The 16,493-nt window shown below is 67.3% G+C and carries 16 protein-coding genes and 1 tRNA gene; 9 read left to right on the plus strand and 8 right to left on the minus strand.

Annotation, left to right across the window (positions count from 1 at the left end; translation table 11 throughout):
- Position 1: 1 nt before the first annotated feature.
- The 5 genes from ACIQ51_RS00440 to ACIQ51_RS00460 all read left to right on the plus strand — a co-directional run bounded on the left by ACIQ51_RS00440 (position 2) and on the right by ACIQ51_RS00460 (position 5,233).
- Positions 2–871, plus strand: a complete 870-nt coding sequence (locus ACIQ51_RS00440) for a flagellar motor protein MotB (RefSeq protein ID WP_396203021.1) — start codon at positions 2–4, stop codon at positions 869–871.
- Between the two features lie 522 nt (positions 872–1,393).
- Entirely contained in the window at positions 1,394–1,969 is a 576-nt protein-coding gene (locus ACIQ51_RS00445) for a hypothetical protein (RefSeq protein WP_396203022.1), read from the plus strand.
- Between the two features lie 20 nt (positions 1,970–1,989).
- Positions 1,990–2,727, plus strand: coding sequence for an ABC transporter ATP-binding protein (locus tag ACIQ51_RS00450; protein WP_396203023.1), 738 nt, complete (start codon positions 1,990–1,992; stop codon positions 2,725–2,727).
- A 67-nt stretch (positions 2,728–2,794) separates the two neighbouring features.
- Positions 2,795–4,507, plus strand: a complete 1,713-nt coding sequence (locus tag ACIQ51_RS00455) for a putative ABC exporter domain-containing protein (protein WP_396203024.1) — start codon at positions 2,795–2,797, stop codon at positions 4,505–4,507.
- Positions 4,508–4,609: 102 nt separating this feature from the next.
- Positions 4,610–5,233 (plus strand): hypothetical protein, encoded by a 624-nt coding sequence (locus ACIQ51_RS00460; RefSeq protein WP_396203025.1) that lies wholly within the window; start codon positions 4,610–4,612, stop codon positions 5,231–5,233.
- A 6-nt stretch (positions 5,234–5,239) separates the two neighbouring features.
- On the opposite strand, the gene ACIQ51_RS00465 is transcribed toward ACIQ51_RS00460, so the two are convergent.
- From ACIQ51_RS00465 to ACIQ51_RS00475, 3 genes are read right to left on the minus strand one after another with little or no spacing between them, the layout of a single operon-like run.
- Positions 5,240–6,421, minus strand: coding sequence for a DNA recombination protein RmuC (locus tag ACIQ51_RS00465; RefSeq protein ID WP_396203026.1), 1,182 nt, complete (start codon positions 6,419–6,421; stop codon positions 5,240–5,242).
- Between the two features lie 9 nt (positions 6,422–6,430).
- Positions 6,431–7,033, minus strand: coding sequence for a class I SAM-dependent DNA methyltransferase (locus ACIQ51_RS00470; protein WP_396203027.1), 603 nt, complete (start codon positions 7,031–7,033; stop codon positions 6,431–6,433).
- An 11-nt stretch (positions 7,034–7,044) separates the two neighbouring features.
- Positions 7,045–9,147 (minus strand): hypothetical protein, encoded by a 2,103-nt coding sequence (locus tag ACIQ51_RS00475; RefSeq protein WP_396203028.1) that lies wholly within the window; start codon positions 9,145–9,147, stop codon positions 7,045–7,047.
- A 285-nt stretch (positions 9,148–9,432) separates the two neighbouring features.
- On the opposite strand from ACIQ51_RS00475, the gene nhaA reads away from it, so the two are divergent.
- Positions 9,433–10,605, plus strand: coding sequence for a Na+/H+ antiporter NhaA (gene nhaA / locus ACIQ51_RS00480; RefSeq protein ID WP_396203029.1), 1,173 nt, complete (start codon positions 9,433–9,435; stop codon positions 10,603–10,605).
- A 132-nt stretch (positions 10,606–10,737) separates the two neighbouring features.
- On the opposite strand, the gene ACIQ51_RS00485 is transcribed toward nhaA, so the two are convergent.
- Positions 10,738–10,808, minus strand: a tRNA-Cys gene (locus tag ACIQ51_RS00485).
- Between the two features lie 114 nt (positions 10,809–10,922).
- On the opposite strand from ACIQ51_RS00485, the gene ACIQ51_RS00490 reads away from it, so the two are divergent.
- The 3 genes from ACIQ51_RS00490 to ACIQ51_RS00500 all read left to right on the plus strand — a co-directional run bounded on the left by ACIQ51_RS00490 (position 10,923) and on the right by ACIQ51_RS00500 (position 12,775).
- Positions 10,923–11,393: a MarR family winged helix-turn-helix transcriptional regulator gene (locus ACIQ51_RS00490; protein WP_396203030.1), complete on the plus strand. Its 471-nt coding sequence runs from the start codon at positions 10,923–10,925 to the stop codon at positions 11,391–11,393.
- Positions 11,394–11,474: 81 nt separating this feature from the next.
- Entirely contained in the window at positions 11,475–12,137 is a 663-nt protein-coding gene (locus tag ACIQ51_RS00495; RefSeq protein ID WP_396203031.1) for a nitroreductase family protein, read from the plus strand.
- Entirely contained in the window at positions 12,137–12,775 is a 639-nt protein-coding gene (locus ACIQ51_RS00500) for an LON peptidase substrate-binding domain-containing protein (protein WP_396203032.1), read from the plus strand. The genes ACIQ51_RS00495 and ACIQ51_RS00500 overlap by 1 nt, the downstream gene beginning before the upstream one ends.
- A 15-nt stretch (positions 12,776–12,790) precedes the next feature.
- Here the strand turns inward: ACIQ51_RS00500 and ACIQ51_RS00505 are convergent, their stop codons facing one another.
- From ACIQ51_RS00505 to ACIQ51_RS00520, 4 genes are read right to left on the minus strand one after another with little or no spacing between them, the layout of a single operon-like run.
- Positions 12,791–13,594, minus strand: a complete 804-nt coding sequence (locus tag ACIQ51_RS00505; RefSeq protein WP_396203033.1) for an ABC transporter permease subunit — start codon at positions 13,592–13,594, stop codon at positions 12,791–12,793.
- Between the two features lie 2 nt (positions 13,595–13,596).
- On the minus strand, positions 13,597–14,559 hold the full coding sequence (locus ACIQ51_RS00510; RefSeq protein WP_396203034.1) for an ABC transporter ATP-binding protein: 963 nt from the start codon (positions 14,557–14,559) through the stop codon (positions 13,597–13,599).
- On the minus strand, positions 14,556–15,464 hold the full coding sequence (locus tag ACIQ51_RS00515; protein ID WP_396203035.1) for a hypothetical protein: 909 nt from the start codon (positions 15,462–15,464) through the stop codon (positions 14,556–14,558). Before ACIQ51_RS00515 ends, ACIQ51_RS00510 begins: the two co-directional genes overlap by 4 nt.
- The gene (locus ACIQ51_RS00520) at positions 15,461–16,399 is read right to left on the minus strand and encodes an ABC transporter ATP-binding protein (protein ID WP_396203036.1); all 939 of its coding nucleotides are present in this window, start codon (positions 16,397–16,399) and stop codon (positions 15,461–15,463) included. Before ACIQ51_RS00520 ends, ACIQ51_RS00515 begins: the two co-directional genes overlap by 4 nt.
- Positions 16,400–16,493 lie beyond the last annotated feature (94 nt).

Genomic DNA, 16,493 nt, shown 5'->3' on the forward strand with positions numbered 1-16,493 from the left:
CATGGCAGTCCGCGGCGGAAAGAAGATCGTGATCGTCAAACGGAAGATCGCGCGGAGCAGTGGACACCACGGCGGCTCGTGGAAGGTCGCCTATGCCGACTTCGTGACCGCCATGATGGCCTTTTTCATGGTGATGTGGATCCTCGGCATGGACGACAGGACAAAACAGGCCATTGAGGGCTATTTCGCCAACCCTGTGGGCTACAAGAGAGGGTTCGGTGCGGGCGCGAGCCCGCTTAGCACCGGCAGTGCACCCAGTCCGATCCAGAAGACGCCGCTGCGCATGATCGTGCGCAGCACCGAACAGCGTCAGTTCGAGACACTGCGCAAGGCGATCCTTGCGAAGCTCGCAGCCAGCGATTCCCTCAGGCGCCTGAAGGCCGAAGTCGACGTGCAGGTCACGCGCGAGGGACTGCGCATCGAACTCGTCGAATCGGGACGCGGCGATGTGTACTTCCCGCTTGGATCGTCGCGCATGAACGTGGCGACCATGCTCACCCTGCAGCTCGTGGGAGCGGAGCTTGCCACGATCGACCATCCGGTCGCGCTCGAGGGGCACACCGATGGGGCCAAGTTTGGCCAGGACGCGGCCTACACCAACTGGGAGCTGTCTACTGATCGCGCCAATGCCGCGCGACGCGTGCTGCAGTCCGCTGGCGTAGCGCCTGGCCGTGTGGCCGAGGTGCGCGGCTACGCCGACACCAAGCCGCGGGTGCTCGGCAATCCGCTCGCGCCGGCCAATCGCCGCATCTCCATTCTGCTCCCGTTCTCCGACACGCCGGAGCGCGCGGGTAACGCCGAGGCGCTGGCGACCTCGAAGCGCGATTCCCTGGTTTCCAACATCGCGCAGCCGCTTCGCAAGGCGTACTGAGCTACCTTGCCCACAGGCGCAACCGATCGGAACTCGCAGTAACCTGCACCCAGGGCAGACGGGGGGCGGGAACGCGGGACCAACTCCGGCGTACAGTTCAGAGCGCGGCTCCCGTCGGCAACCATGATGAGAGGCCGCTTTCGGCGTCTCGTCCGTTCCATGAAGCAACTTGCCCGCAGGGGTGCCCTGTCCATGTACGAAACTCGCTTGCCGCCCCGTCGCCGATGGTTAGTGCTATGGCCTGCCCTCTGCCTGTCGGCGGCGGGGCTGTTGACCGGCTGCGGAGGCGCTGAGGAGCGGGGGCGTACGGACCGCGAAGCCGCACGTGCCGTCGATTCGGCGCGGTCGCGCGACCTCATGCGCGCGGCATCGGCGACGCCCCAGGTCGCGATCGGCGACACGGCCCTGACCACCCCCATGGCATCATCGCCTGAGCCACCACGCCAGGCGCCTCCACGGGCTCGGCCCATGCGTCCCCCAGTGCCGGCGCCGACAACCCAACCCGCTGCCGGCGCACCGGCGGTGACCGCGCAATCCCCCGCGCCGGCGGCTGCTCCGGTAGCAACGGGCACGCCGTCCGATGTGCGGCCGCGCGGACTCGCCGCCGGTGTACAGCTCACCGGACCCACCAATGCGCCGATCTGCAACATCGCCAACCGACCCGGTGACCGGTTCGTCGTGGCGCTCGGACAGACCGTGACCGGCGCCGACGGGGTCGCGCTCCCGGCGGGCACACCGGTGCTGGTGGAGCTCGCTCAGGCACCCGCCGAGGGGGACTTCGCCTTCCGCCTGCGGGGGGTCCAGATCGAGGGCCAATTCGTCCCAGCCGACGGCACCGTGCGCATCTCCGAGGGACCGATCACCGAACGCAGGGTGTCGAAGGGCGGCAGTGATCAGGGCAAGGTCATTGCTGGTGCGGTCATCGGCGGCCTTCTGGGGCGGGTCATCGGGGGCGGTACCCGGGGCGCCGTGATCGGGGCCGCGGGAGGCGCGGCGGCCGGCACCGTGGCCGCGGCCCGCAACACCACCACCGAGCGCTGTCTCGCCGCCGGTGCCATCTTGTCCACCCCACTGACGGCGCCACTCGTCTTTCCCTGAACCTCCCTGACCCGGTCCACGTGATCGACGTTTCCGGTTACACCAAGATGTACGGCGACATGGTCGCGGTCCGATCGCTCTCCTTTCACGTCGCACCGGGCGATGTGCTGGGGCTCGTGGGCCCAAATGGCGCGGGCAAGACCACCACGCTGCGCGCGCTCGCCGGAATCCTCCAGCCCACGTCGGGCAGTATCCGCATTGCCGGTGTGGACCTGCAACAGGATCCGGTGGCGGCCAAGGCACGCCTCGCCTTCATCCCCGACGAACCACAGCTGTTCGACTACCTCACGGTCACCGAGCATCTCCGGTTCGTGGCGCGCCTGTATGGGGTACCCGATGCCGCTCCGCGCATTCCGGCGCTCCTCGACGAACTCGAACTCACCGCCAAGAAGGACGCGCTCCCCACAGAGCTGTCGCGTGGCATGAAGCAGAAGCTGGCGATCGCCTGCGGGCTGCTGCATCGGCCGGCAGCCGTCCTGCTCGACGAGCCCCTGACCGGACTCGATCCGGTGGGCATCCGGCGCATGAAGGAGACGATTGCCGCCCGCGCCCGGGAAGGCACGGCGGTGATCCTCAGCTCGCACCTGCTGCATCTGGTCGAAGAGCTGTGCACACGCCTGCTGGTGATCCGTCGTGGAGAAATGATGGCGTTCGGCACGATCGAGGAGATCGTATCGTCACGACCGGCACTGGCCGGCCGTACCCTTGAGGAAGTATTCATCGCACTGACCGGCGACGATGTCCTCGATGGCGCCTGAGCTGTCGCCCGGGGCGCTATCGGTCCCAGAACCGGGGAACGCACGCCGCCCAGCCCCTGCGCGCGCCATGCTGTACCTGTATTGGCACGCCTTCATCAACCGGCTGCGCTCGCAGGCGCTGCGCGCGCGTAGCCCGCGCTACATCGTCGCCGTGCTCCTCGGCGCGTTGTACCTCTGGTGGGCGCTCTTCCGCAATACGCGGGGGGGAAGCGCGCCTCTCAATTCGCTGCTCCTTTCCGATGTCACGCGAATTGTCGGGAGCGCGGTGCTCCTGCTCTTGTCAGCGCGCTGGTGGATTTTCGGTGCGGACCGCAGTGCACTCGCCTTCACGCCGGCCGAGGTGCAGTTCCTGTTCAGCGCCCCCATCACGCGGCGCGGCCTGGTGCACACCAAGCTGTTGCGCATGCAGCTCGCGATCTTCGTGAATACGATCGTGTTCAGCGTCATCTTCCGCGGTGACGCCACAGAGCTCTCCACGTGGGAGCGCGCGGTGGGATGGTGGATGCTCTTCTCCACCCTGTCCATGCACCGGGTGGGCGCGTCGATCGTGCGCTCCAGTGCGATCGAGCACGGGACCGCCGGACGGCGCCGCGCGATCATCCCCGTCGCCGTCTTCTGTGCGCTCGTTGCCGCGGTGGCGTACGGTGTCGCCGCGGACTGGACAGCGCTCCGCATCGCCAGCGTGAGTGGCATCAAGACGCTTGTTACGGCCGTTGCCGCCGCGCTGCAGGCCCCCGTGCCGGCGGCCGCGTTGCGACCGGTGCAGATGATCCTCGATCCCATCGTGACCGCCGGCACCCCGGCCTGGGCGATGAGCCTTGCCTGGGCGCTCGCAGTGGTCCTCGTCCACTATCTGTGGATCATCCGGCTCGATCACGCCTTCGAGGAAGCCGCCGTCGAGGCGACTGCCTACCGCGCCGAGGTGCTGCAGCGCTTCCGCGCCTCGCAAATGGGACAGGCGCGCTCGAAGAAAGGCACGCTGGTGAAGGTGCCGTCGCTCTCGCTGCAGGGACGTCCGGAAGTGGCCATCGCCTGGAAGAACGTGGTGGCCGCGCTGCGTGGGGGATCGTGGAAGACGCAGGTGATCTCGTTTGTGGTAGGCCTCGCCGTACTCGCCTTCGCGACACGGGCAGCGTCGACGAAGGCCGCCGATGCGTTCGTGGGCGTGACCGTCGGTTGGGGCGCGATGCTGTTGTTTATCGGTCCGCTGTGGATGCGCTTCGACCTGCGACTGGATCTGCCGCGCCTCACGGTACTCAAGACCTATCCGCTCTCGGGTTGGCGGATCGTGACCGCCGAGATCGCTGCCGTCACGCTGCTGCACTCCATTACGGTGTGGTCGCTCATGACGGTGCCCATCGCGATGTTCGTACAGGACCCGCAAGCGTATCTGGAGACGGGCGTGACGATCCCCATACTGGCCTCAGTGGTGGTGGGGGTTCCCGCGTTCAATGCGCTCATGTTCACCATCCAGAACGGCACGGCTCTGCTCTTCCCCGCGTGGGTGCGGCTGGGCACCGAGACCCGTGGTTTCGAGACGATGGGGCAGAATCTGCTGACCACTGGCGCCACCACGCTCGTGGCCGCGGTGGCGCTGGTCTTTCCCGTTGGGGTTGGAGGGTTGGTGCTCTGGTTGACCAATGACTGGGGCGGGTGGTCGGTGCTGCTGGCCACGGTCCTCGCGAGTACCATCATCGTGCTGGAACTCTGGCCGGTCCTGCATTGGCTGGGGACGGTCTTTGAGCAAACCGACGTGACCGAGGTAGGAAGTCCGTCCTGAGCGGGCTCCGATCCGAGCCGCCCGTCCCCTTCCGGGGCGACGCTCCGGTGCCTAACCTGCCAAGGTCACCGCTGTCCTGATCGCCTCCAGTGAGCCCTGCCGATGTCCGCCGACGAATTCGATCCCACTGACGACGACGCCTCTCAGGACGACGGCGACCAAGCCCGCCCGGCGATCTTCGTCACCACACGGGAACCCGTAGCGGTGCGTATCGCCCATCTGGATGAACCGCGTGCGCCGGACTCCTCAGCGCTCGCGGCCTACATCGATGGGCGCATGGTCGCGCGCAGTGCCATGCCCGCCGAGGCGATCGCTCGTCTCATGGATCTGCATCTCTTCGATGAACCCGTGCCGCTTGGGCTCTTTGCCTACGAAGAGGATCCGGGGCTGCAGTGCCGTCTGTTTGCGCTCGTACCGCGCGCGCTGCTGGAGTCGGACGCGCACGACGCCGAGCCGTGGAAAGAGAGCATCCCGAGCTACGAATCGGTCCTCGATGCGGACGACGACGAAGACGAAGACGACGACGATGACGAGGATGGGGACGAGGAGGAGGCGCCTTTCGAGACGATCCTGCTCGGGCACATCGTGCGCTTCGCCAAAGATCGCCGCCACCCGGATGATCTGGCGGCCGAAGCGGTCGACATCCTGCAGCGCATCATCCACGGCGCCGAGCCGCTGGAAGACGCAGACCGGAAAGCCATCGACGATCTGCTTGGCTCGCTCTAGAGTGCGCTATTGGTGCGCAGCATCGATCGCACCAGCGTCGATCGCAGCAGCGTCGACGCCGCGCACAGCCGCCTCCAGCGCGGGCACCTCGGCCAGCTCACCCGCCGCGCCGCTCATCGTCCCGAGTTTCCTCGCACTCACCAGCACCCGCGATTCGAGGCTCCCGACCGCACGGTTGTAGGCGATGACCGCGCGCTGCAGTCCGCGCCCCAGTTCCGTGAGCTGCTCGTCGAACACGGTCAGCCGCTCGTGCAACTCGCGCCCCAATGCGGCCACCTGCGCCGCTTCATCGGCGACGCGCTCCTGACGCCAGCCATAGGCCGCCGCCTTGAGCAGCGCGATCAGCGTCGTGGGCGTGGCCAGCAACACGCGCTCCCCCAGCGCCGCCTCGAGGAGCGAGGGGTCTGCGTCGAGCGCCGCGGCGAAGAACGCCTCACCCGGAAGAAACAACACCACAAAATCCGGCGCATCCGCAAACTGCGCCCAGTATCTCTTGGCGCTCAACTTCTGCACGTGTGCGCGCACCTGCGCCGCATGCTCCGCCATTCGCGCACTGCGCGTGCGTTCGTCTGGTGCGGCCATCGACTCGAGATACGCCGCCAGCGGGGCCTTGGCATCCACCACCAGCTGGCGGTCCCCGGGTAACCGCACAACCAGATCCGGGCGCTGCACGCCCTCGTCGCTCCGTACCGTGACCTGCGGCTCGAAGTCACAGTACGCGAGCATCCCCGCCAGCTCGCACACGCGGCGCAGCTGCAGTTCCCCCCACTGCCCACGCACGCTGGGGGACCGCAGGGCCTGTGACAGCTGCTGGGTCTCACGACGGAGGGACTCACCCGACAGGACCACCGCGTCGAGCCGCTCACCGATTTGCCCTGCCACCTGCGCCTGGGCCCGGCCCAGCTGCGCCAGTACCTCGTCGTAACGCGCGAGCGTATCGCGAATGGGCGCCAAGAGCTCGGCCACATTGCCATGCCGCATCGTGAGCGCACGCTCCGCCTCGTGCCGGGCAAGTTGCTCGCGCAGGACCGTTTCCGTCGCGCGAGCGCGCGCCTCGCCTTCGGCCACGGTCACACTCACAGCGCGCGCCGTCTCCGAGGTCGCGAGGCGCCGAAACACCAGAAAGGTCACGGCCGCGCCAGCGAGCGCGCCCCCCAGAAACCACAGAATCGAATAGTCGAGGCTCATGTCACGAACCTACACCCGCTCCAGCGCCGAGACGCGCGAGGTGGCCTCACGCGTCACGTAGCACTGCATCCCGATCGGGCACAGTCCCGCCTTCTGCATCAGACCTCGATACCAACGCGCCGGCTTCGGCGTCGGCCAGTTGGTATCGCCCTCGAACGCATCCTCACTGGTGAATAGTTCGAGATACGCCATGCCCCCCGTGAAGCGCGCCACCTGCGCCACACCACGGGCGAGCTGCGATGGAGTGAGATAGTTCAGCATCCCACAGCACACCACCAGATCGTACTCGGCACGGAGCGGCAGCGTTTCCAGAGACTCGATGCCGCCAAGGTGAAGATTGCGGGTCCGGCCATAACGCTCGACCGCATACGCGCTCGGATCCACGCCGGTGTAATGAAGACGCGGCCGATGGGCACGTAACGCAGCGCGCCACTGTCCTTCGCCACACCCCACATCGAGCACACTCTGCACCGGGCGCCCCAGCACGAACTCGGCGGTGGACAGTACGAACGCCACCTGCCGAGCGAGCTCCACCGGCGACTTCACGCGATGCTGCGGATGGCGATACCACTTGTCGAAGTACGCCTTGTCATACGGCTTGGCGGTGGCCAACGGCGGGCGGCTCAGAGAATCCCCCAGAACGAACGGTCGATGTCGATCGAGAATCGCCAGGCACCGTTACGAAGGCCGCGCCCCACGTCGGCGCGGACGAGGTCATAGAAGAACAACACACCGAGTCCCGCCGACGGATAGACGCCGGCCACGGTGGGTCGCTCGGCAACACCCGATGCCGTGGCCATCGCCTGCAGGTAGGGCGCCAGCGTCACATGTGGCGGTGACGTGCCGAACCGCCCGAGCGGGAGGGACGGGCCGCGCACCGGCGTGCGCAGCTCCACGCGCTGCGACAGGAGGGCGCGCGAGCCAAAGCGATGCCAGTCGTATCCGGGCGCCGACCACGGTCCGCCGGCAAATACCAACCACTGCGGCGGCAGATCACGCCCACCCGCAAGGCCGGCAATCGAGTGCACCACGAGCGCACGGTCGCGACCGAGCGGTTGCGTGAGCTGCCACTGCGCCTGCGCGCGCGCCACCAATGGACGCACCGCACGCGTCGCCTGTCCGTCGTAGGCTCCGACACTCGCCGACAGCATCCACGTGGAGCGGCGCGCCATGGCGTCGCGTGGCACCGTACCACCGGCCCCGCTGACCTCAAGGCGCGCGCCCTCGAGCGCCCACGCATCGAGGGTAGGAGCGAAGGTGCGCTGCCACCCGGAACCCGTCACGCGTGTGGGCGCATCACGTTCGGCCGCGACACGCCAGGTGAAGGCACTGACGGGCGACCGCTTGTAGAGCAGGCCGACCGCGCGCGTATCCACTTGCGTGGTGTAGTCACTCGAGAAGAGCATCGAGGCGAGGGAGTTGGTGACCCCTGCACGCTCGGCCACACCGAGATCGCGATAGTCACGCTCGACGAACAGCTGCAATGTGGGCAACCGACCGAAAGCCGGTGCCCGACCGATTGCTACATGCCCCTTGAACTGCTCGTCAGCCAAGCCGTAGCGGGCGCGCGCCATGACCATGAATCCCGTGCTGCTCTTGTGCGCACCGCCCAGCCCCAGCGCCAACCCCTCGGCACGGGTGAACCGCGCCAAATCACTGATGCCACGCCCCGTTACACTCGCCGTGGCGGGACGCGCCAGCATCGATGCGCGGACCGCCGCCTCGGCCTGCACGCGCGCACGCACCACATCCTCGCTGCTCGCAATCTGAATCTCCGGCGGAAGCGCGTCGATGATGCGCCCGGCGAAGGGATGCGCGCGCAGTGAGTCACGGGGCGCACTGCTCCACCGCGGCAAGAGCATCGTGGCCGGCGGAATGCGCTCGTTCACGTCGTAGCCGGAGATCTCCCACTTGCCGCGCACGATCCCGCGCGCTGGGATGTCGAACCAGGTGCTGCCACGCGACACTTCCACTTCCTGCCGTCGCGGCAACCAGTAGCGCTCCCGTACCAATCCGTTCTCCAGCGTCACCACGAGCGTTTCGATCCGCTTGTCGATGATCGCCGCACGCGTGAAGGTCATGGAAAGACGCACCACGGCCGCCGTCTCGCGGTCGAGATACACCGACCCGATGGCCGACGGCATGCTGCCGTTACGCGGACGGAACTTCACTTCGTCCACCAGGATCTCACGACCGGGGATACGGATCGTCAGGGGGCTGCCCATGGTGTACTCGTACAGTCCGAGAGCGCCCGCGGCCAGCGGGTGTGGGACGTCCCGCACATCCTGTCCGTCACCCAGCCGGATCCGATCCGGAAGATTGTCCAGCACCACGCCGTAGCGGTCACGATAGTACCCCACATCGGCGGGCAGCAGCGTGGTGTCGCGCCGCCCGATGAGGCGCTGTGCACTGCGCCCCGGCTGCCACCACGCGATCGACAGCGCGAGCTCCTCGCTCTGCACCACCTTGGGCGGAATGATCACGCCCTCCCCCAGCTGCGCCAGGAAGGCAAGAAAGCCGTGGGCGGTGGCGCGGTAGCTGAGCAGCGAACTGTCGGCGAGCTGCAGGCCTCGGCGCTCGATCGCTCGGGTCACGAGCGTGGTGGCCTGTGCATCGCGCCAACCGCTGGCTGTGGGTTTGGGCTCCTGCGCGACGAGATCGCGCGAGGCCAGCAGCGAGGCCAGCAGCGACGCCAGCGACAACACCCCCATCGCCAGCAGGGGCATCGGGAGCAGAGGGGCAGACCAGCGCGATCGATGAGACACGACAGGGGGGCCGGACATGAGTTCGATGCGAGTGAGAACCAAACGCGTCACGGGCGAACCATCCGCTACCATCCATGCGATCAGACGGCAGTATGTCCCACGTTGGCCGGGACAGTCGCAAGATACGCCCTGCCGTCGCGCCAGCTGGAGGCCGGGGGCACCGTCCGAGGACCGGGACCTCCGGAAACCGGCCAGCACCGGTGGACCCCACAGAAAATCGCCCTGCCGCCCGGGTACATTGCCGGTATGTCCGACAGAATCGTGGAAGAGGGCTACGTCTCCGAACAGGCGCCGCCGCCGAGCCAGGCGCTCAGCGGCCTCCTATTGTTGGCGTGCGCCGCGTTGGCGCTCGCGTGGGCCAACAGCCCATGGCAGAACAGTTACACGGGCGTGCTGCACGCCGAGGTGGGCGGCTGGTCGCTGTTGCATGCGATCAATGACGGCCTCATGGCGGTCTTCTTCCTGCTGATCGGGCTCGAAATCAAGTATGAGATCCAGGACGGCGCGCTCGCGTCGGTTCGCAAGTCGGCGCTGCCCATCGTCGGTGCACTCGGCGGGATGGTGATGCCGGCGTTGGTGTACACGGCGGTCGCCGCGGGCACCCCAGCGGTACCGGGGTGGGGGATCCCCATGGCCACCGACATCGCCTTCGCCCTCGGCATCGTAGCCCTGCTCGGCGATCGCGTCCCGCCGGGACTGCGCGTGTTCCTCGCCGCGCTGGCCATTGCCGACGACATCGGCGCGGTGATCGTGATCGCCGTGTTCTATACCCCGAGCGTGGTCACCGTCGCACTGGCCGCCACGATCGCGCTCATGGGCGCCCTCCTCTTGCTCAACAGACGGGGGGTGAATGCCGTGGCGCCGTATCTGTGCCTGGGTGCGCTGTTGTGGGTGGCGGTGTACCAGTCGGGCGTGCATGCCAGCATTGCCGGCGTCCTGCTGGCCTTCACGGTTCCATCGCGCGGATCGCACAGCGTGCAGGCGCGCATCGAAGCGGCCCTCGCACGTCCGGTGAACTTCGGCATCGTCCCGCTCTTCGCTCTCGCCAACGCCGGCGTGACACTACCGGCCGATGTGGCCAGCTTTGCCACGCAGCCGGCCGTGCTGGCGACCGCCCTTGGCCTCGTGATTGGCAAGCCGATCGGCATCTTCAGTGCGGCGTGGATTGCGGTGCGACTGCGCGTCGCCGAACTCCCTGCGCAGTGCACCTGGGCCGGTCTGTTCGGTGTGGCCATCCTCGGGGGCATCGGTTTCACGATGGCGCTGTTCATCGCCGGCCTCGCCTTCTCCGATGCGGCCCAGCTGGACGCAGCCAAGGTCGGCGTGCTGAGCGGTTCAATACTCACCGGATCACTCGGGGCGCTCTATCTCATGCGGCAGGCGGCCCCGCGACGCGATGCGGGGCGGGCGGGAGCCTGACCGCGCACGCCGCGCGACAGATCTGACGCTGGTAGGCCCGGGTCCCCCCCAAACGAAGCCCGAGGAGATGCCCCCGGGAAACACGACAGCCCGCCCCCAGAGATGGGAGCGGGCTGTTCGAACGGGTCCGAGAGGCGCCGGTCGGAATCGAACCGACGGTGGGAGATTTGCAGTCTCCTGCCTTACCACTTGGCGACGGCGCCAGTCCGCGCTGACCGCACGCGGGAGTGCAATGTATGCCGCCTGCTGCCCCTTTGGTAGCGGCCGACATCGTGTTCCTTGACAATACTCGTTGCAACGATAGATTAAGCGGTGAGATGAATTCCACCCCCAATGAGCTCGCCACGAGCACCTCCGCGGCTTGCGTGGCCAGCACGGTGTACGCGCTTCGCGCCGCCGCGGCGCACGTCGAGCGGTCCCTGTCACGGGCCCTGGAACCGTTCGGGCTCACCGCGGCGCAGTTCGAACTGCTCGTGGTGATCGACCGTCTGTCAGGGTCGGGGGCCGGCTGCAGCGAGCTTGGGCGACATTTGGCCGCACCTGGTCCGGATGTCACCAGAATGCTCGACAGGCTTGATTCTGCCGCGTTGGTGTCTCGAAACAGAGACGAAAAGGACCGTCGAGTGGTCCACACGGCGCTCACCGAGAAGGGGCGTCACCTGCTGGCGGATGTCGCGCCCCACGTGGCCCAAGCCGAGGGGGCCATGTTCGAAGGGCTGGCCGACGAGGAGCGCCGCCACCTCACGGCGCTGCTCCAGGGAATCAAGAAGAAGTGCCCGAGCCGCTAACCCAACCGCAAGCGTGGAACGCTTCCGCTCGGTTGAAGCTTGTTTTGACAAACACCAGTATCACAACAGGACATAACTAAGATGCTACAGAACGAAACGCCCGCCGCGTCCCTGCCCACAGCCGAGGACGGCGCCCAGGCTCCCCGACTCAGCGCTGCCGATGCGGCCCTCCTGCGCCATTCTGTCCGCCGCTACCGCGACACGCCCGTCACCGATGACGAGGTCCGCACCCTCCTCACCCTGACCGGTCGGGCCCCCTCGGCGTTCAACCTCCAGCCGTGGCGCTTCGTGGTGGTCCGCGATCAGGGCACCAAGGACCAGCTCCGCGACGCGGCCTATGGACAGGCGCAGGTGAGCGGAGCCCCAGTCCTGATCGTGTTGTATGCCGACATGGAAGACACCATGTCGCATCTCGATGAGGTGGTGCATCCCGACCTCCCGGCCGACAAGAAGGCCGCCACCGTGGCCATGCTCGAAAACACCTTCGGCGGCATGCCCCCGGAGGCGCGTGCCGTGTGGGCCAATGCGCAGGCCAACATCGCCCTCGGGTATCTGCTGTTGATCGCCAAGAGTGAAGGCTTCGACACCTCGCCGATGCTCGGCTTTCAGGCCGATCAGGTGAAGGCACTGCTCAGCATCCCCGCGCATGCCACCATCACGGCCCTGATTGCCGTCGGTCGTGGCGATGTCGACGGGTTCCGCTCTCACCGGCACGCCGTGGATCGCGTCGCCACCTTTCGGTGATGGCCGACCTTCGTCTTCCGATCTTTCCGTTGGGCGTCGTGCTCTACCCGGGCACGACGCTGCCATTGCACCTCTTTGAACCGCGCTATCGGCAATTACTCGCCGACGTGCGCGCCGGCGATTCACGCTTCGGCATTCTTACCGGGATCAGCGGCGTGCCGGAGCGTGCGATCCCTGCCGGGCGCATGGGGTGCGTGGCGGAGGTGACCGAGGTGGAGATGTTGCCGGACGGTCGCGCCAACATTCTCGTCACGGGGCGTGAGCGTGTCGCCCTCGAGGCCTTCGTAGACGACGCGGCGCCGTACCACGTGGCCGAGGTGTCGTTCGTAAACGATACACCACGCGGCAGCCCCGTCGCCCTCGCCGTGGCGGCCGACGACGTGGCCCAGCACTTCAAGCGGGTGGTGAAGGCAGTGCACACCCTCAATGGCACCAGCGGTCCGTTGCCATCGTTACCCGACGACCCCGCGCAACTTGCCTGGTCGATCGCCTCGATGATCGATCTCGAGCTCGAGCCACGCTATCAGCTGCTGGTCGAGCGCAATCCTGCCGACCGACTCACCCGCGTGGACGCGGTACTCCGGAAGGTGCTGCCTGATCTGGAGCTGCGTGCGGCGATGGCAAGCACCACCCGCTGAGCGCGCTGCGTCCGCTTACGTCCCGATGCGGGATATGCGCGGGCGGTGCAGGCGGCGGCCGCCGAGGTACACCGTAACGCTCACCAGCACGAGGGCGGCCACGAGCGCAAAGGGGAGCGAGGGCCCCACGCGGTCACTCCCCGACGGCGTGAGCGATTCCGCCACCGCCGCCATCCACTTGCGGATGCTGAGATACTGCAAGCCCTGAAAGGTCTGGCTCAGGGCGTCCTCCCAGAAGAGGACGTACACCAACCCCGATACCAGCGCGCGACGCGTGACGAGCGCCAGCATGGTGAACAACGCGGCATAGGTCACCCCGCCGTAGAACACGGCGATGGTGTACGCGCTCACCACCTGCTCGGGATTACTCGTGCTTACCGCAATCAGCCCGGTGCCGAGCACCGCAACGGCGGAGAGGAGGCCGGTCAGCACCGAGGCAAACAGCACGCGCGACGCGACGATCCACCACCGCGGTGTGGTGGTGGTGACGAGATACAACAGCGTCCCGTCGTCTGTCTCCGCACTGAAGGCGCTGGTACCGAGGAGCAGCGCAATCAGCGGAGTGGCGAGCCCTGCCACCAGGCTGTCGTAGCGCCCCATCAGGAAATCCACCGGATCACCCGACAACGCGCCGCGACTGGCGAACACGAGCCCGAACACCATGGGAAGCAACAGGAGCGCGGCGATCCCCAACACCAGCACCGGCGACCCGGTGCGCGCCCACGCCAGTCGAATGAGCACCCGCGCGGTCTGCACGAACGAGACCGGACCGAAGGCGGAGACGGCCCGGTTACCTGTAGGCGCCATATTCGCGGCCATCGTCAACGCTCCACCAGATAGGCGAACACGTGCTCCAGCGATTCGTCGGTGGGCTGTACATCGTACAGCGTGACCGGCGCCTCGCCGCCCTCTCCGTGCGCGGCGCGTACCAGTAACCGCGAAAACGCCGTGTAGTCCGTGGTGCGAACCACGAGGGCGTCGGTGCTCTCCACCTCGACGCCCATCACCGATGGCTGCGCGACCAGACGTGCCGCCAGCACGCGCACGTTGCTCGCGCGGAGGCGCACCGTGTGTGGTCGGTCAGTCATCATGCGACGCAGCGTGCGATGATCGCCGCTGGCTGCCAACCGTCCGGAGAGCATGACCAGAATGCGCGAGGCCACCCCCTCGATCTCCTCGAGAATATGACTGGACAGCAGCACTGCCGTACCGTCTGCCGCCCGCGTCTCCAACAGGTGCATCATGTGCAGCCGCTGACGCGGGTCGAGTCCGTTGAACGGCTCGTCCAGGAGCACCAGCCGCGGTTCATGCACCAGCGCCGCCGCCAGCTTGGTGCGCTGACGCATCCCCTTGGAGATTCCGTGCACCCGCCGGTCCGCCACGGTGTCCATCTCCACCAGCTCCAGCGCGCGCTGTGCCGCACCCTTCACATCACGCATGCCCAACAGCGTGGCGCGCGCCTCCACGAACGCACGCGCGGAAAGCATCCCCGGCAGCGCCTCACGCTCCGGCACCAGCGCCACGTGCCGGAAGATCTCCGGCTTCTCCACCGGCGACTCGCCGAATACGCGCACCTCGCCCCCACTCGGGGGCATCAACCCGGCCGCCAGCTGCAGCAGCGTGGTCTTCCCCGCGCCGTTGGGACCGAGCAGGCCGGTGATACCTGCCTCCACCGCCGCGGTGATGTTGTTCACCGCCACCACATCGCCGTACCAGTGCGAGACGTTTTCGAACACCAGCGGCGTGGCACCCACCGCTGCGCGTGCGCTGGAGGGTGCACTCATACCGTGACCCGGCGCATCCGCCACACCAACACCGTGGTGGCACCTGCAGCAATGATGACGAACACCGCGATGAACGCCGCAACCGGCGGTGGCGGATTGAGCTCCATGCCACGCGTGGTTTCACCAAAGAGCACCATGGCCAGCGTGCCAAGTGCACGCAGCGGGTCGATCAACTCGTTCACTTCGTTCGGCACCCCCGCCAGATCACGCAGGCCAAGCGCGATCGCTGTCGACACGAGGAACAGGCCGATGATCGAGGCCGTCGCGTACGCGCGGCGCGGCGTGCAACTGGCCAGCGCCGCACTCACCGTGGAATACACCATGGCCGCGAGCGTGGCCATGAGCAGCACGGGCCCGATCTTGCCGCCCATGTCTGCGAAGGTTTCCGACGGCACCTTCGCCACCCCGATCTCCCCGAGGTACAACACCAGCAGCGGCGCCAGGCACACGAGAAACATCGCCGTAAACATCGCGGCCAGGCGCGCCAGCGCATAGCTCGTGCGCGTCACGTTGCGCGTGAGGATGAGCGGCAGCACCCGATGCTGCTGGTCGCGACTGAGCATCTCCGGTGCCTGCGCGGCACTGAACAGCAGGAACAGCACGAGCTGCGCGGCATACACGCCCGCATACTGCAGCGGGATCTGCCCCTGTGACGCACCCACGGCCACCACCGACGCCAGCGACGGCAACATGCTCACGACGACCACGAACACCGGCACGGCCTTGGACTTCCACGGACGCCCCACCCCGAACATGGTGCGGAACCCTTGCCAGAAGAGCGTACGGAACGCGCCGCGCGCGCCGTCGCGCGGGCCGTCGTAACGGCGGTATCCGAGATCGTGGATGGTACTCGCGGCACCCCCGCGCATCACGGAGTCGCGCGTCATGCTGGCCGGCTTACTCATGACGCAGCCGCCGCAAAGAGATCGGCAAGATGACCGCGGCGACGTTCGAGCCGCAGCAACCCCACATCCGCGGCATGCGCCGCATCGCGCACGGCATCGTACACGTCACGCACCGCGTCGGCGTTCGACCCGTCGGGAATTTCCACCAGCACCCGCTGCCGCTCCACCTGCACCAGCAATCCGCGGGCGCTCAGGCGCGCGGTGAAGGCATTGACCGCGAAGGCCTCGGCGTCCAGCTCGATCACGATGGTGCCCGTTTCGCTGGTGAGCGCCCCCACCTGTGCCTCGCGCAACAGGCGCCCCTGCTCGATCAGCACGATGCGATCACACACACGCTCGAGTTCACCGAGCAGATGCGAGGAGACCAGCACCGAGATGCCGAACTCACGCCCCGTCCGTAAGATGAGCGCCAGCATCTCGTCGCGCCCCGCGGGATCGAGCCCGTTGGTGGGCTCGTCGAGAATGAGGAGGCGCGGATCGTGCACGAGCGCCTGTGCGAGCTTCACGCGCTGCGCCATGCCCGTGCTGTAGCCCCCCATGGGACGATACCGCTCCTCGAATAGCCCGACGTGTCGCAGCACTTCCGCGGCGCGCTCCCGCGCCGCCGTGGCCGGCAGCCCGCTGCACCGAGCCATGAAGCTCACGAACTCCGTGGCGCTCATGTCTGGAGGCAGGCAATCATGCTCGGGCATGTATCCCACCAGCGCGCGAATCTCCTCGCGTTCCGTCACCACATGGCGCCCCATCACCTCGGCGCTCCCACCGCTGGGCTCGACAATCCCCAGCAGAATCTTCACGAAGGTGCTCTTGCCCGCACCGTTCGCGCCGACCAGACCGGTGATGCCCGGAGCGATCGTCACGGTCAGCGCATCGAGTGCCGTGACGGCCCCGTAGCGGCGGGTGAGGGAATGCGCAGAGATCAGGGAGTCGGTCATGCTCGAGGATGGAACGGAAGCGCGCACCGGTGACCACTGGGAATGTGCAGACGTGGGCGTCCCAACGGCAGCGTGGGGCAGCGAGTTTCGTGGG

This window comes from Gemmatimonas sp. (genome assembly GCF_044344655.1).
Taxonomy (GTDB): Bacteria; Gemmatimonadota; Gemmatimonadetes; order Gemmatimonadales; family Gemmatimonadaceae; genus Gemmatimonas.

Excerpts from the sequence above, each read along its gene's own strand:
- ACIQ51_RS00440 (WP_396203021.1), top strand. The coding sequence starts at position 2 with ATGGCAGTCCGCGGCGGAAAGAAGATCGTGATCGTCAAACGGAAGATC.
- ACIQ51_RS00455 (WP_396203024.1), top strand. The coding sequence starts at position 2,795 with ATGCTGTACCTGTATTGGCACGCCTTCATCAACCGGCTGCGCTCGCAG.
- ACIQ51_RS00460 (WP_396203025.1), top strand. The coding sequence starts at position 4,610 with ATGTCCGCCGACGAATTCGATCCCACTGACGACGACGCCTCTCAGGAC.
- ACIQ51_RS00465 (WP_396203026.1), bottom strand. The coding sequence starts at position 6,421 with ATGAGCCTCGACTATTCGATTCTGTGGTTTCTGGGGGGCGCGCTCGCT.
- ACIQ51_RS00475 (WP_396203028.1), bottom strand. The coding sequence starts at position 9,147 with ATGCCCCTGCTGGCGATGGGGGTGTTGTCGCTGGCGTCGCTGCTGGCC.
- nhaA (WP_396203029.1), top strand. The coding sequence starts at position 9,433 with ATGTCCGACAGAATCGTGGAAGAGGGCTACGTCTCCGAACAGGCGCCG.
- ACIQ51_RS00490 (WP_396203030.1), top strand. The coding sequence starts at position 10,923 with ATGAATTCCACCCCCAATGAGCTCGCCACGAGCACCTCCGCGGCTTGC.
- ACIQ51_RS00495 (WP_396203031.1), top strand. The coding sequence starts at position 11,475 with ATGCTACAGAACGAAACGCCCGCCGCGTCCCTGCCCACAGCCGAGGAC.
- ACIQ51_RS00500 (WP_396203032.1), top strand. The coding sequence starts at position 12,137 with ATGGCCGACCTTCGTCTTCCGATCTTTCCGTTGGGCGTCGTGCTCTAC.
- ACIQ51_RS00505 (WP_396203033.1), bottom strand. The coding sequence starts at position 13,594 with ATGGCCGCGAATATGGCGCCTACAGGTAACCGGGCCGTCTCCGCCTTC.
- ACIQ51_RS00510 (WP_396203034.1), bottom strand. The coding sequence starts at position 14,559 with ATGAGTGCACCCTCCAGCGCACGCGCAGCGGTGGGTGCCACGCCGCTG.
- ACIQ51_RS00515 (WP_396203035.1), bottom strand. The coding sequence starts at position 15,464 with ATGAGTAAGCCGGCCAGCATGACGCGCGACTCCGTGATGCGCGGGGGT.
- ACIQ51_RS00520 (WP_396203036.1), bottom strand. The coding sequence starts at position 16,399 with ATGACCGACTCCCTGATCTCTGCGCATTCCCTCACCCGCCGCTACGGG.